This window comes from Salisediminibacterium beveridgei (genome assembly GCF_001721685.1).
Lineage (GTDB): Bacteria > Bacillota > Bacilli > Bacillales > Salisediminibacteriaceae > Salisediminibacterium > Salisediminibacterium beveridgei.
The window spans coordinates 835,205-850,069 of the sequence record NZ_CP012502.1; the positions used below are offsets into that span (position 1 = coordinate 835,205).

Here is a 14,865-nt window from a genome sequence, read left to right on the forward strand (position 1 = left end):
ATTAGTTAACCCCCTTCGCCTGGTTAAATTCTGCGTAATTCTCCTGATTGATGACAACGGGTTCATCATAGGTACTGCCGTCGATTACCACGTTGTCCGGAATGGTCGTATTCTCCATGACAATGGCTTTGGTGATTTTACTGTTTTTCCCGATCTTGACCGATGGGTGAATGATGGACTCCACGACCTCTGCCCCTTCAAAAACGTCGACCTTTTCAAACAGGACAGATTGTGTGACCGTGCCATCGATCCAGGAGCCCGATGTGATCAGTGAATTTTTCACCAGCGCCGTTTCACCGATGTATTCAGGCGGATAGTTGGAGTCGTGTGAGTAGGTTCGCCATTCTTTGTTATTCAATGAGAGAGTCAGATCCTCTTCCAAGAGGTCCATATTTGCTTCCCAATAGCTTTTGATCGTACCGACATCTTTCCAGTATCCGTCGAAGCGGTAGGCATACATTGGCAACCCGTCTTTGAGCATGGATGGGATGATATCTTTACCGAAATCGTGGTCTGAATCCTCCACTTTTTCATCATCAACAAGGTATTGGCGCAGGTCTGACCATGTGAAAATGTAAATGCCCATCGATGCAAGGTTGTTCTTGGGATTTTTCGGTTTCTCATCGAATTCATACACTTCCAGATCGTCTTTTGTATTCAGTATGCCAAATCTTGATGCCTCGTCCCACGGAACTTCCATGACAGAAATCGTCGCAGAAGCACCGGTTTCTTTATGGTGCTCGAGCATCTTGCGGTAATCCATGTGATAAATGTGGTCGCCGGATATGACCAGTACATATTCCGGGTCGTGCTGATCGATGTAATGGATGTTCTTTGTAATTGCATCGGCTGTGCCACTGTACCAGCTGGCACCGTCACTTGCCTGAAATGGCGAGAGAATGGAGAGACCGTCTGTTTGGCGGTCCATATCCCAAGGTTTTCCAATCCCCATATGTTTATGAAGTTCCAAAGGAGAGTACTGGGTCAGCACGCCTACAGTGTGGATCTTGGAGTTGGAACAGTTACTGAGCGTGAAATCAATAATCCGGTATTTCCCCCCGAAATGGACAGCCGGTTTGGCGATCGCATCTGTCAGGAGGCCCAGTCGGGTACCTTTCCCTCCGGCGAGAAGCATGCCGATCACTTCTTTTTTCATTGTGATTCCTCCTCTTTTTGGTCTGAGTGTTTTATTTGGAAAATGGAGACGGCTAAAGGTGGTACCATGATTTTAATGTGCTGTTCATAACCGTGCCATTTTTCATCGAAAGTAAAGTGATCCCCGTCGTTCAGCTGATTCGAGCCTCCGAAATGCTCGTGGTCACTGTTGAAGATTTCTTTATATGTGCCAACAGCCGGGACGCCTATTTTGTAGTCATAGTGCACCACAGGGGTGAAGTTGCAAATCACGATATACTCATCCCCGGGAGTTTGGCCCCTGCGGATGAATGCCGTGATACTCTGATCACTGTTGTCCGCATCAATCCATTGAAATCCTTCCGGCTTGTGGTCTTGTTCATGAAGGGCGGTGGCGTTTTTATAAAGATGGTTCAACACCCGGACATATTCATGCGCACTCCGGTGAAGCGGGTAATCAAGAAGGTGCCAGTCCAAATACTCTTTATCCTTCCATTCACTGTACATGGCGATTTCACTGCCCATGAACAGGAGTTTCTTACCAGGGTGGGTCATTTGATACGCGAGGAGCAATCTGTAGTTGGCAAACTGCTGCCATTGATCCCCGGGCATTTTGTTGAGGATAGACTTCTTGCCATGAACCACTTCATCGTGTGACAGTGGCAGAACAAAATTTTCAGAGAAGGTGTACATGAAAGAAAACGTCAATTTGTTGTGATGTTCCTTCCGGTAAATCGGATCGTATGCCATGTAGTCGAGCATGTCATTCATCCAGCCCATGTTCCACTTGAAATTGAAGCCCAGACCGCCTTCATGGGTCGGAGAAGTGACGAGTGGGACGTCCGAACTGTCCTCTGCCATCATGAGAACGTCCGGTTCATAAGCGAAAGCAGCTTCATTCAGCTTTCTCAAAAACGCATAGGCCTCGAGGTTTTCTTCTCCCCCATAGGTGTTGTAAAGTTTCGGGGCATTATCCGGACGATCGAAATTCAGACTCAGCATACTGGCGACGGCGTCAGTGCGGATCCCATCCAGATGGAATTCACGGAGCCAGTAAACGGCGTTGGAGATCAGGAAACTCTGTACCTCCGGGCGGCCGAAATCAAAGGTCAACGTGCCCCAGGAAGGTTTGTCGGCCTTGTTGATATCCTGATATTCAAAGCAGGGCTCCCCGTCGAATTGCCTCAACCCATGATCGTCTCTGCAAAAATGACCGGGTACCCAGTCGAGAATGACACCGATGTTATGCTGGTGACACTGATCAACAAAGTACTTGAAATCCTCCGGGCGGCCAAATCGGCTTGTCGGCGCATAGTAGCCGGTGATTTGATAACCCCATGATAAATCGAAAGGGTGCTCTGTAATCGGCAGCAGTTCAATATGGGTGTAGCCAAGGTCTTTGACGTAAGGGACCAGGGTTTCAGCCAGCTCACGGTAAGAATAAAGTGCTTCGTCTTCCACTTTTCCTTCTTTTTTATTCCAGGTTCCAAGGTGAACTTCGTAGATGTTGATGGGAGAGGCGTAGGACGTTGTCTTTCGTTTGCGCTCATACCACGACTGATCCTGCCACGCATAGACCGGGTCTTCCCAGGTAACCGATGCGGTATTCGGACGTACCTCTGCAAAGTTCGCGTAAGGGTCAGCTTTCATCAATGTCCGGCCATCGGGATGTTCAAGGCAATACTTATAGACGGCTCCATCCGGAACATCCGTGAAAAAACCTGCCCACAGGCCCATCACCGTGATTTTTTCCAGTGGATGGCTATCCGTATGCCAGTCATTAAAATCACCTGCCAACGTGACTTTTTGAGCGTGAGGCGCCCAAACAACAAAACGATAACCCTCGTTTCCATCGACGGTCATTTTTTTTGCACCCATCAGCTTGTAGCTCTGATAATGGGTTCCCTGATGAAACAGGTATGTATCTTCCTCGCTGATCTGCCATTTCATTGTATCCTGCTCCTTTCTGACTAAGAGAACGCAGTTCCCCGAAAGAGTAAATTTCTGCGACAGGTCGTTACTGTTACCGTTCCCTGAAATTTAGTCTCTATAAACCATTTCGTGCAGCAATGCCTAATTCCCTTTGTTTTCACTCGAAAAAAATGTGAATTTTTTTGAAATTAACGAATGAAACTGATGAAAGCGAAACCATTTCACCTTCAGTGGATTTTCGATGTCTAATTTGACTGAAATCAAGTACAATCGGGTATAGTGGATAAACTGAAATACAGACGGTCCGTTGGAATCTCAGAATCTTTGATCGGACTGATTGTGATAAAGCGAGGGAATGGTATGCGAAATATAACTGCCTGGGTCGACAGCCCAAGAGATATACAACTGAACGGACCGGGAATCGAACGCCGGTTTCATGTCCATGAACGGGGCAAGATCGTGACAAGCAATGAAGTAATTGAAACGGTTGTTGCAGATACCTATGAGAACGGACTGCATTTACAGACTCAAAAAGATTTGTACCCCGGAAAAGATATGGATCTGGTCATCGGAAGGATTCACGCCCCGGTGCACATCCGTTTTCTGGTACATACGGAATGGTTTGATGAAAATTATGCAGTTTCTGATGAAGTTTTCGGTGCGGTATTCTCATTGCAGGAAACAACCTTCAGGGTCTGGTCACCGGTTGCTTTGACTATGACGTTGGAACTTGATGGTCAGTTCTATTCTATGGAAAGAATGTATCGCGGGATTTGGGAACGCACCATTTCCGGCGACTGCCACGGGATGACCTATGCCTATCATGTCAACATCAGCGGAACAACCGCGCGTGTTGTGGACCCTTACGCCAAGGCATTGACAGCGAACAGCCGGGACGGGGTTGTCACGGATTTACCGCGCACCGATCCAAAGGGGTTTCGCTCCGGGAACAGACCATCGGTGAACCTGCTGCAAGACAGCATTATTTATGAGTTGCATGTTCGGGATGCGACGATTCATCCGGACAGCGGTGTGAAACACAAAGGGAAATACCTCGGACTCACAGAAAGAGGTACGACGACACCAAACGGGTTTCCGACGGGTCTCGATTACATCAAACAGCTCGGCGTGACGCACGTACAATTTCTCCCGGTTAATGATTTCGGCCGTGTGGATGATTTCGCTCCGGATGACCAGTATAACTGGGGGTATGATCCGCTGTTTTTCCAGGCTCCCGAGGGAAGCTATGCGACAAAGCCGGCAGATCCGTTTAACCGGATTACGGAATTGAAAACGCTGGTGCAACGTTTTCATGAAAATGACCTGCAGGTTATTTTGGATGTGGTGTATAATCATGTGTTCGTCATGGAAGAATCCCCATTTGAGCAATTGGTTCCGGGTTATTATTTCCGATACGATGAACAGGGCAAACCGAGTAATGGAACCGGAGTCGGGAATGACATCGCCAGTGAGCGGGCCATGGTCAGAAAATTCATCGTGGATACGATCAGGTACTGGCTGAAAGAATACCGTGTTGATGGCTTCCGGTTCGACTTGATGGGAATCATGGATATCGAAACGATGCGGGCGATCGAAAAAGAAGCGATGGAAGAACCTGTGCCGATCATGCTTCTGGGGGAAGGCTGGAATTTGCCGACGGGTCTCCCTTTTGATGAAAAGGCAACGAACCACCGGGCGGGAGAAATGCCCGGCATCCGTTTTTTTAACGATATGTTCAGAGATACGCTCAAGGGGAGTACCTTTGATCTGAATGAGCAGGGCTATGCCAATGGAAAAGGGAAGTGGATTGAACGGATGTATCAGATGACGGCAGGCTCATCCATGCCTGACGAAGTACTGCCGCCGCATACCGCAGATGTAACGCAAACCGTTAACTATGTGGAATGTCATGACAATCATACGCTTTGGGACAGGCTGATGATCTCCAATCCCAATGTGACAGATCAGAACAGGCAGGCGATTCATCAGCTGGCGACTGCGATTACGATCTTCAGTCAAGGCGTACCATTCCTTCACGCCGGTCAGGAATTTTTCCGCTCGAAGAATGGGGATGGCAACAGTTACATTTCCCCGGATGAAGTCAATCAGCTGGATTGGCAACAGGCGGAATGCTATCAAGAGGAGATCGCTTATATGAAAGAAGTGATTTCACTCAAAAAGAGCCGTCCGGCCTTCAGGCAACTGTCAAATCCTGCACTGCGCGAGCGGATGAGGGTGCTGCAGACAAAGCATCCAGTTTTTGGCTACATCCTGATGGAGTACCAGGAAGAGATCGTTGTCTTTTATAATCCGGGTGATGAGGAAGAAGAGGTCCACTTGCCTTCAATGGGACAATGGCGTGTACTCAGCTCCCCTTATCGGAAAGCCGTTCTTACAGAACCTTCGATGCTGGGCCTGAAGCTTACTGTGAAGCCTTATGAATGCCTGGTTCTCTGTAAAAAAAGACAGTCTTGATTCTCCATTTAAACTTCTTTACAATGATATAAAGCGCATATTGTCAGTATCGTAAATAAACAGGTCAAAGTAATGCTGCATGAAGAATCAGACTTACAGAGGGTGAAACATTTGGAACAATTTCTTGGAGAGGACTGGCAATTGCGCCCGGCCGGTGGAGCCACAGGCGAAGCGTACATTGCCGAAAAAGGACAGCAGAAAATCTTTATTAAACGTAACTCATCTCCGTTTCTGGCTGTTCTGTCTGCTGAAGGAATTGTCCCGAAACTGCTTTGGACGAAACGGCTGGAAAACGGGGATGTCATTACAGCACAGGAATGGATTGAAGGAAGAAAGTTGAATCAGGAGGAACTCAATGCTCCCCGGGTAGCGAGACTTCTCCGTAAGATTCACAGATCGACCGAGCTGATGGCGATGTTTAAGCGAATGGGGAACCAGCCGCTGCTCCCGGAGCATGTGATTCACCACGCAAAGGAATCGATTACGTCCATGACCAATGAGATCAAAAAGGCTACAGAAGGACTTCATTGGCTTGTAGATCATGTGCCGGTACATAACGTCTCGGATTTTGTGGTTTGTCATGCGGATGTGCATCATAAAAATTGGATTCATTATACTGAAATGGGTGAGGATGAACTGTATCTGATCGATTGGGACGGAGCTCAGCTTGCTGACCCTGTGATGGATATAGCCCCCCTCCTGTTCATCTATGTTCCGCGTCCTGAGTGGGACTGGTGGTTGAAAGAATACGGGTGCAGACATACCGAAGAAATGGATCACAAGATTCGCTGGTATATGGTTGCTTTGTGTCTTGAGAACATTGCCTGGTATGACCGGCGTGAGATGCCGGCAGAACGGGGGCAATGGCTGTACCGGCTGGATAAAATCATTCATAACGAATGGGTCTGACGCGCTTGCTTCCGAGCTGGTGCGTTTTCTTATGTGAAAAATAAACCGTGTAAAGGAGCGTTACGTTCAAATGAGACTCAGAAAAAAACCTTGGGCACATGAATATATGGCGAAATTTCCGAATGTCGTAAGTGAAAATCCGTCAGCCAATCAGGGGAGGTGGCGAGAATACTTTCAGCAGGAGGGTCCGCTTCATGTAGAAGTGGGGACGGGGAAAGGCCGCTTCATTACCGAAATGGCGAGACAGCATCCCGATATCCTGTTCATTGGTGTGGAAAAATACAGCAGTGTACTCGTCACAGGTGTACAGCGAGTGGAAGGGAATCCACCGGCAAACCTCCGTCTTATCGAGGCAGATGTCAATGATATTGAGGACTTGTTCACTCCGCGTGAAATCGACCGTCTTTATATCAATTTCACTGATCCCTGGCCGAAGAAACGGCATGCGAAACGTCGACTGACGCATGGGGATTTTCTGCAAAAATATGACCGGGTGTTAACGGATGACGGTGAGATCCATTTCAAAACCGATAACCAGGGACTATTTGAATATTCACTTGGCAGCATGTCACAACATGGATTGGCATTCAAAAACGTCAGCCTCGACCTTCATCGAAGCGATGTGAAACACAATGTGATGACCGAGTACGAAGAGAAATTCGCCGGAAAAGGAATGCGGATCTATCGTCTGGAAGCATACCGTCACACCTTATGATAAGATAGTATCAAAAGAGTGCCTATATTGAAGGAGGTTGTTTCAATGGCGATGGAAAGCTGGCATGTAAATGAGGAAGTGACTTTGACCTGGCTTGATGGAGGCGTTACAAACATGGACGGAGGTGCCATGTTCGGTGTTGTGCCAAAGCCGCTCTGGTCCAAACGGTACCCGGTGAATGACAAGAATCAGATCGAGCTTCGTTCAGATCCAATCCTGATACAGGTGGACGGGATGAACCTGCTGATCGAAGCGGGGATCGGGAATGGGAAATTCTCCGAAAAGGCGATCCGGAACTATGGCATCACATCTGAATCTAAGGTAGACGAATCGCTGAAAAAGTTGAACCTGACCCCTGAAGACATCGATGCAGTGTTGATGACGCACATGCACTTTGACCATGTGAGCGGTTTGAGCCGCCCTGAAGGGGACAGCTTCGTTTCCGTATTCCCGAATGCTACGATCTACGTGGAAGAACGGGAGTGGGATGAAATGCGTGAACCGAATATGCGTTCAAAAAATACGTACTTCCGCGAGAACTGGGAAGGAATCGAGGCCCAGGTCAAACCATACAAAGGACAGCTGGAAGTGGTGCCGGATATTCGAATGATTCATACCGGCGGGCACAGTAACGGCCATGCGATCATTCATATCAACCGCGGCAATGCGAATATCTGGCATATGGCGGACCTGATGCCGACTCATGCCCACTTTCCTTCACTGTGGGTTCTCGCCTATGATGACTATCCTGTCACATCGATTATGCAAAAAGAAAAATATATTCAAGGAAATCTTGAGAATTCACCGTATTTTATTTTTTACCACGATGCCAAATACCGCTACATCCGGTTCTCACAAGACGGGAAATCAATTGAGGAGTCACTGAAACGAAACCGTGAAAATGAATGAAGGACCAAAAAACGAGGCTGGGACAAAAAGCCTTGAATGATCAAAATACGCTTCCGATTATCATAAATTGATAGTCGGAAGCGTTTTGTCTGTTGATACAAATATAAAAAACAGTATAACGCAGTGTACTTTCTCAAGTTCACTGCCATGAGTGCAAAACCCATTTCTTTTTTCACTTTGTCTTTGCCTCTCACCGACATTCTGGTGAAATGCAAATTGGCCTTCAGAAATCCAAAAACTGGTTCGACATCGACTTTACGTCTGCCATAAATCGCGCCAGTTTCTTCTTCCGAAAGCAGTTGACGAATATGCTCTTTTTGCAGCTCCCATTTTTCATTGTAATAAACCTTACGGTTTTTGCCTTCTTTCGCTTTTGTGCAACTGGCCCGTAAGGGACAGCCCGTGCAGTCTTCACTTTCATAGACCTTGAATGTTCGTTCGAATCCTGCGCGATCGGTTCGTTTGGATACATAGCGAAAGGTGACTTTTTTGCCGTTTGGACAGAGAAAATAGTCTTGATCCTGATTGTAATTCCAATTCATCACATGGTAGCGATCGGTTTTGAATGACCGTTTCTTTTCTTTTCGGTACATACTATACGTGATCAGTGGTGTGCTTGATAGACGGTTCAAAAAAATATCCTCATAATTTTGTTCGCTTCCGTATCCGGCGTCCCCAACAATATAGTCAGGCAGTGAAAAGTACCGTCTCTCGATGGTATCCAGAAATGGAATCAGGGTTCGTGTGTCAGTCGGATTTGGATAGATGTCATAAGCGAGCGTATATTGTCCTTCCGTTGCAATCTGGAGATTGTAACCGGCTTTCAGTTGGCCATTTTTCATATAGTCATCTTTCATTCTCATAAACGTGGCATCATGATCGGTTTTCGAGTAACTGTTACGATCACCCAGGATCGCGAGATCCTTCTCATAACGTGCTTTACGTTCGATGAAATCCTGAAATTTTTTACGCTTTTCTTTCGGCTTTTTCCGCTCTGATCTCAGTCTTTTTCTTTCCTTCGCATCATCATTCTCTTCGATTTGCTTGTCGTAATCCTGAACGGTCTGGTCCAACTCTTCATGAACTTTATTCAGCTCATCATCCGTTAAGGCTTCCTGATCTTCCAGTTCAATCGCAGGAATGATTTCCTGTTCAATCAGTTCATCATAGATCGCATTTGATTTCGTAACGATATCATGATGATACCGTTGCACGGATTTTTTCCATACGAACGTGAATTTATTCGCGTTGGCTTCGATCTTTGTACCATCAATAAAAATTGCTTCGTTATCAATTGCTTCTTCCTGAACCAGTCGGCTTCTGAATTGCACAAAACACTGACGTAAGAGCTCTTCAACGTCGGGATGTACTCTGAATCGATTGATCGTCCGGTAGGTCGGCGCGTGTCCTTGTGCCAGCCACATCATTCGAATACTGTCCTGCAATAAGGCTTCAATTTTCCGTCCAGAAAAAGTCGATTGAGTATACGCACAGAGAATCACCTTCATCATCATTTTCGGATGATAAGAAGGGCGACCCTGACTTTTATAAAAAGCTTCAAAAGCTTCTTCAGGTATCGATTCAACCAAGTCATTCACTGCAAAAGCGACATCATTTTTTTGTAATTGAAGCGATAAATCCATCGGCAAAACGAGCTGATTCATGTTATAATCGAGAAACATAAGGATACCTCCGGTTTTGTTATGACTTGGTCGTTCTAACTTAATCCGAAGGTATCCTTTTTTTATGTAAAAATCAAGACCTGACGGTCTTTCAATGCAGTTGATTGTCAAAAATACATGAGACGCCTGCGGGAAAAGCAAGAGCTGAAGATCCACCGGCGGTGGTTTTCCGACGGTTAGCTGAAGCCTTGCCCGCGGCAAGCGATTGTATTTTTGCACAATCAACCCTTCTATACAGAAAACCCACACCGTTTGGTGTGGGCCTCTTTATTTACTGGGTTTTGTCCCAGCCTCGTTTTTTGATCTTGTCAGGTGGCTTTACTGCTTTTCCAAAGACAGGATCGTTCCGGTGGATGCATCCACGTTAAAATCATATGCAACAATCTTTCCGTCTTCGTCTGCCAAGGTGACGCCACCCCGGTACACATTGTAAACCAGATTGTCTGTTTCAAATTTTTCCGTGACCATGTGCACCCATGATCCTTCGAGGGTTCCCATTTCGGATGCCTGTTTTTTGACAAGCTTGAGCGCTTTTTCAGCGGATAACCCCAAATCTGAGCGATCCATCTGTTGTTTTGCAAGCACCGTTACAGCTACACCGGCACCAACACCTGCAGCGAATTTTTTCCAACTCATTCTTGAAACACCTGCCTTATCTGTTACGTTTACATGATTGAATGCCTCTACAGTATAGCGAATTTTGCCGGATAATGCCACTGGTTTTGACGACGACTTATTTCGAATTCCGAAAAAATGTGGCATATTGATTTTGTTTTCGCTAAAATGGATATGGTGAATCAGATAAATTCCAATGCAGGAGGGGATCGAATGAATCAGGAAACATTTCAATTGTTTACTACACTGACACAGTTGCACGGGGCACCCGGTCATGAACATGAGGTGCGGAAATTTGTGAAGAACGAACTTCAAAAATACAGCGATGAAGTGATTCAAGATCGCCTGGGCAGTGTTTTCGGCGTGAAGAACGGTGACGAAAAGGGACCCCGGGTAATGGTGGCAGGCCATATGGATGAAGTAGGTTTCATGGTGACATCCATTACTGAAAAAGGATTGATCCGTTTTCAGCCACTGGGTGGCTGGTGGAGTCAGGTATTGTTGGCTCAAAAGCTGCAAATTATGACAGACAACGGCCCGGTGACCGGAGTGATCGGTTCTATCCCGCCCCATTTACTGGACGAAGCCAAACGGGCGAAACCGATGGAAATGAAAAATATGTATATTGATATCGGCGCAGATGATAAAGAGGATGCCGAGAAGATCGGGATTCGTCCGGGACAGCCGATCGTGCCGATCTGCCCATTGGAAAAAATGGCCAATGAGAAAAAATTGCTTGCGAAGGCGTGGGATAATCGGTACGGTGTCGGCTTATCGATTGAACTGTTGAAAGAACTTCAAGGGGAGAGCCTGCCGAATACGCTTTTTTCCGGTGCAACGGTTCAAGAAGAGGTCGGTCTTCGTGGTGCGCAGACTGCTGCGAACATGATCCAGCCGGATCTGTTTTATGCTTTGGATGCAAGCCCCGCAAACGACGCCTCTGGTGAAAAAGATGCCTTCGGTCACTTGGGGAAAGGTGCTTTGCTGCGCATTTTTGACCGGACGATGATCACCCACCGCGGGATGCGTGACTTTATCCTGTCCACAGCTGAAGATCATCATATTCCATATCAGTTCTTCATTTCTCAAGGTGGCACCGATGCAGGGCGTGTTCATATGTCGAACAGTGGTGTACCGTCTGCGGTGATCGGGATCTGTTCGCGTTACATTCACACATCAGCATCGATCATTCATGTAGATGATTATGCTGCAGCGAAAGAACTAATTACAACGCTTGTCAGAAAGACGGACGCTACAACCCTCGACAGCATTCGAGCGGGAGTGTAAACAGATCAAAGGCCCCTCTCGATGGTTTAGAGGGGCGCATGATGTGTAACGTAGCAATGCTCAACGAATTCAGTCGGTTTCGAACAGGTACTTGAGGCATTTGACCGCTTGTTCGTCAGTCTCAACGGTAACCTGTGCACGCTCTGAGAGTTCTTTTAATGGATGATGCAGCTCTTTTGGACGAATGAGGATCAGTGGTTTATTCTGAGCAACCGCCGTTGCAGCATCCATCGCACTGTTCCACTGCTTGTATTTTTCACCGAATTTCGCAATCACAATATCCGATTTATCCAGTAACAACCGGGTTCTTAAGTTATTGATTTCTGAGGCTGCTTCATCTTTGGCGATGGGATCAGATTGTGTACCGAGAATCTCTTCACCGATGTTGTCGGAACGATCGTGGTTTTCCATAGGCCCGGTAAATGTGACAGGGAGCTGTTCCTGGCCTGCCAGCTGCTTGATCGTCTCCCGCCAATCATCATGGATCTGTCCTGCTAAATAAACATGGAATTGCATAGGTGTTTCCCTCCTTTTTGATTTTCAATTGACCTGATTCCCCTTTGTAGAAATCGACAAACTTTTGAGGTTGCTTTTGTATTGAACATTTTTTTCGACAAATACTGCGATATACATCATGATTTATGATAAAATGGTTTTTGGGATAACGCTAGGGGTCAAGGGGGAAGTAAAGATGAAGAAACGGTGGATCAGCTTGTCACTGTCTGCATTGATTGCAGCGTGGTTGATTGCTGGCTGCTCAGTATCTGAGGAGCATATTAAAGATGAAGCGCGCTCATTGATTGAATCGAAATTAATCGAAGAACCAAAAGAGCCGAACGAAGCGATAAATGGTTTATCTTTTTATGGGGATCGCGAAATCGCCGTAGAAGAGGTGAACGAATATAACTATGTCATCTCGGCTGAAGATACAACATACCTCCTGTTTAAAAACGATGATTTGGATTATTCTGATCAAGACGAGATCCGGGACGATCTCATGCTTGATCATGAAGTGGTGACCTTCGAGACATTTACGAATGAATCATCATTAGATGCGTATATCATGATCACGGAATTTGATGATGGAACATACCGCTTGATCGTTGCAGTGGACGGAAAGAAGATGACAACGGTTCTCCCGCTTGATAAGCTTGCGTCAAATGCGGAGTTTATGTTTGATTTTGTGTATTCAATGGCACATGAATCAATCAGTGAATGAATCCGACAACCCTCAATGACGAACATTGAGGGTTTTGTCTATGGTTGAAAGGAGCAGTGGTCATGTTAAAGTGGATGAAGCGTAAAGAAGTCAGACCCGGTTTTCATTCCTATATCATCACAGCGTTGAGTTATATGGCCTTAGGGCTATTCGCCTCGCTCATTATGGGGTTGATGATGGAGACTGCTGGTGAAATGCTGATCCTGCCTTTCTGGGCGACCGGTGGACAGCTTCTGATGGATATGGGCGGATTGGCCATGAGTTTGATGGGTCCTGCCATTGGTGTTGCCATTGCTTACGGTTTAAAAGCACCGGGACTCGTCATCTTTTCTGCTGTTGTCGCCGGTGCTGCCGGCGCTGAACTGGGCGGTCCTGCGGGAAGTTATGCTGCAGCTTTGATTGCCACTGAAGTGGGGAAACTTGTCAGTGGTGAAACGAAGGTCGATATTATTGTCACGCCGTTTGTGACCATTACGACAGGCTTTTTGACTGCGCAGTTTATCGGTCCGCCAATCGCTGCATTTCTCGAACGGTTCGGCAGCTTTATCATCTGGTCAACTGAACAGCAACCGTTTTTGATGGGGATCCTGCTGGCCGTATTTATGGGGCTCGCATTGACAGCGCCGATATCGAGTGCGGCGCTTGCCTTCATGTTGGGACTGGACGGACTGGCTGCCGGAGCGGCTGCAGTCGGCTGTTCAGCACAAATGGTAGGTTTTGCTGTCAGCAGTTACAGGGAAAATGGTCTCAGCGGACTGATCGCTCTTGGCATTGGCACGTCCATGTTGCAAATTGCTAACATTGCCAAAAACCCGAGAATTCTGATTCCACCAACGGTGACGGCCGCAGTGCTCGGGCCATTGGCGACGATGGTCTTCTATTTAGAGAATAATACCGCGGGTGCCGGAATGGGAACGAGCGGGTTTGTTGGACCAGTGATGACAATCAATACGATGGGGACAGGCACGGACATCCTGTTTGCTATCTTGCTTTTATACTTTGTCCTGCCGGCTCTGATCAGTCTGGTTCTTTCTGAAAGTTTACGAAGGGCCGGCTGGATCAAACAGGGCGATATGACGATCCCGAAGAATTGAGCCGGATCGTTGGTGGTTTGAACCTTCCGTGATAAACTGAAATGTGGAAGAGGAGTGATGAATGGATGAAACCAATCGAAATGAAACGAATGATCGAACAGGAAATCACAAATGAAAACTGGACGACAGCATTCGACAGAGATCGTGACACGTTAAAGATTACCGATAAACGTGTCGATAAAGGAATTACAATTCAATTAAGCAATCTGAGCAAGAAATTTAAGGACAATCCTGAAGACGCTTTGGAAGATACGATGAAGACCATTTCTGAAGGGATGCGGTTGTTAACCGAAACGGTGGAGATTATCGGTAAAGAAGACCAGATCTACCCGGTTCTCCGAACGCCTTCCTTTCAAAAAGAGAAAGAAGATGGTGTGAAGCTGGTATACGATGAACATACAGCAGAAACAACGATCTTTTATGCTGTCGATGAGGGAGCATCGTATATGATGATCGATGAACAGATGCTTGAAAAAGCAGGGAAATCAGCAAAGGAAATTAAAGAAATTGCTCATTTCAATTTGCGTAAGCTCCCTACGGTGATGACTTCGGATTCTGTTGCAGGGAATACGTTTCATTTTCTCAATACCGAAGACGGATACGACGCCAGCAGAATTTTAAATCAGGCTTTTCTGGAACAGAAAAAAGAAGAAATTCATGGTGAAATGGCAATTGCTGTTCCTCATCATGACGTATTGATCATCGCCGATATCAGAAACGAAGCAGGTTACGATGTCTTGGCGCAGATGGCGTTTCAGTTTTTCTCTGAGGGAAGGGTGCCTTTGACGGCGTTGTCCTTTTTCTACGATGAAGGTGAACTGGAGCCGGTGTTTATTCTGGCGCAGAAGAAGCCGAAAAAGGATGACCAGTAAGGAACAGAAAAAGAGGTCCAAT

Annotated in this window: 13 protein-coding genes; 8 read left to right on the forward strand and 5 right to left on the reverse strand. The window is 46.6% G+C overall.

The window, feature by feature from the left end:
* Position 1 precedes the first annotated feature (1 nt).
* Positions 2-1,156 carry a glucose-1-phosphate adenylyltransferase gene (locus BBEV_RS03755; protein ID WP_069364240.1) on the reverse strand — a complete coding sequence of 385 codons (1,155 nt, stop codon included), beginning with the start codon at positions 1,154-1,156 and terminating at the stop codon, positions 2-4.
* Positions 1,153-3,084 (reverse strand): 1,4-alpha-glucan branching protein GlgB, encoded by a 1,932-nt coding sequence (gene glgB / locus BBEV_RS03760; protein WP_069364241.1) that lies wholly within the window; start codon positions 3,082-3,084, stop codon positions 1,153-1,155. Before glgB ends, BBEV_RS03755 begins: the two co-directional genes overlap by 4 nt.
* Positions 3,085-3,426: 342 nt before the next feature.
* Here glgB and pulA point away from each other — a divergent pair, with 342 nt between their 5' ends.
* The 4 genes from pulA (at position 3,427) to BBEV_RS03780 (ending at position 8,074) form a co-directional block, all read left to right on the forward strand.
* Positions 3,427-5,541: a type I pullulanase gene (pulA, locus tag BBEV_RS03765; RefSeq protein WP_069364242.1), complete on the forward strand. Its 2,115-nt coding sequence runs from the start codon at positions 3,427-3,429 to the stop codon at positions 5,539-5,541.
* A 102-nt stretch (positions 5,542-5,643) separates the two neighbouring features.
* Positions 5,644-6,450, forward strand: a complete 807-nt coding sequence (locus BBEV_RS03770) for a phosphotransferase (protein WP_407690237.1) — start codon at positions 5,644-5,646, stop codon at positions 6,448-6,450.
* Positions 6,451-6,520: 70 nt separating this feature from the next.
* Complete coding sequence (trmB, locus tag BBEV_RS03775) at positions 6,521-7,165, forward strand: tRNA (guanosine(46)-N7)-methyltransferase TrmB (RefSeq protein WP_069364243.1); 645 nt, start codon at positions 6,521-6,523, stop codon at positions 7,163-7,165.
* Between the two features lie 51 nt (positions 7,166-7,216).
* A complete protein-coding gene (locus BBEV_RS03780) occupies positions 7,217-8,074 on the forward strand; it encodes a YtnP family quorum-quenching lactonase (RefSeq protein ID WP_407690246.1) in 858 nt (285 codons plus the stop codon).
* Here BBEV_RS03780 and BBEV_RS03785 read toward each other — a convergent pair.
* The gene (locus BBEV_RS03785; RefSeq protein ID WP_232318300.1) at positions 8,005-9,756 is read right to left on the reverse strand and encodes an IS1182 family transposase; all 1,752 of its coding nucleotides are present in this window, start codon (positions 9,754-9,756) and stop codon (positions 8,005-8,007) included. The two genes, BBEV_RS03780 and BBEV_RS03785, sit on opposite strands and share 70 nt — an antisense overlap.
* Positions 9,757-10,074: 318 nt before the next feature.
* Positions 10,075-10,392 (reverse strand): PepSY domain-containing protein, encoded by a 318-nt coding sequence (locus tag BBEV_RS03790; protein WP_069364246.1) that lies wholly within the window; start codon positions 10,390-10,392, stop codon positions 10,075-10,077.
* Positions 10,393-10,584: 192 nt separating this feature from the next.
* On the opposite strand from BBEV_RS03790, the gene BBEV_RS03795 reads away from it, so the two are divergent.
* The gene (locus tag BBEV_RS03795; protein ID WP_069364247.1) at positions 10,585-11,658 is read left to right on the forward strand and encodes a M42 family metallopeptidase; all 1,074 of its coding nucleotides are present in this window, start codon (positions 10,585-10,587) and stop codon (positions 11,656-11,658) included.
* Between the two features lie 69 nt (positions 11,659-11,727).
* Here the strand turns inward: BBEV_RS03795 and BBEV_RS03800 are convergent, their stop codons facing one another.
* Complete coding sequence (locus BBEV_RS03800) at positions 11,728-12,174, reverse strand: YtoQ family protein (protein ID WP_069364248.1); 447 nt, start codon at positions 12,172-12,174, stop codon at positions 11,728-11,730.
* 175 nt (positions 12,175-12,349) lie between these two features.
* On the opposite strand from BBEV_RS03800, the gene BBEV_RS03805 reads away from it, so the two are divergent.
* The 3 genes from BBEV_RS03805 to BBEV_RS03815 all read left to right on the forward strand — a co-directional run bounded on the left by BBEV_RS03805 (position 12,350) and on the right by BBEV_RS03815 (position 14,843).
* Complete coding sequence (locus tag BBEV_RS03805) at positions 12,350-12,877, forward strand: hypothetical protein (protein ID WP_069364249.1); 528 nt, start codon at positions 12,350-12,352, stop codon at positions 12,875-12,877.
* A gap of 62 nt (positions 12,878-12,939) precedes the next feature.
* On the forward strand, positions 12,940-13,971 hold the full coding sequence (locus BBEV_RS03810; protein WP_069364250.1) for a PTS sugar transporter subunit IIC: 1,032 nt from the start codon (positions 12,940-12,942) through the stop codon (positions 13,969-13,971).
* A 65-nt stretch (positions 13,972-14,036) separates the two neighbouring features.
* A complete protein-coding gene (locus tag BBEV_RS03815) occupies positions 14,037-14,843 on the forward strand; it encodes a DUF1444 domain-containing protein (RefSeq protein WP_069364251.1) in 807 nt (268 codons plus the stop codon).
* The last annotated feature ends 22 nt before the right edge of the window (positions 14,844-14,865 follow it).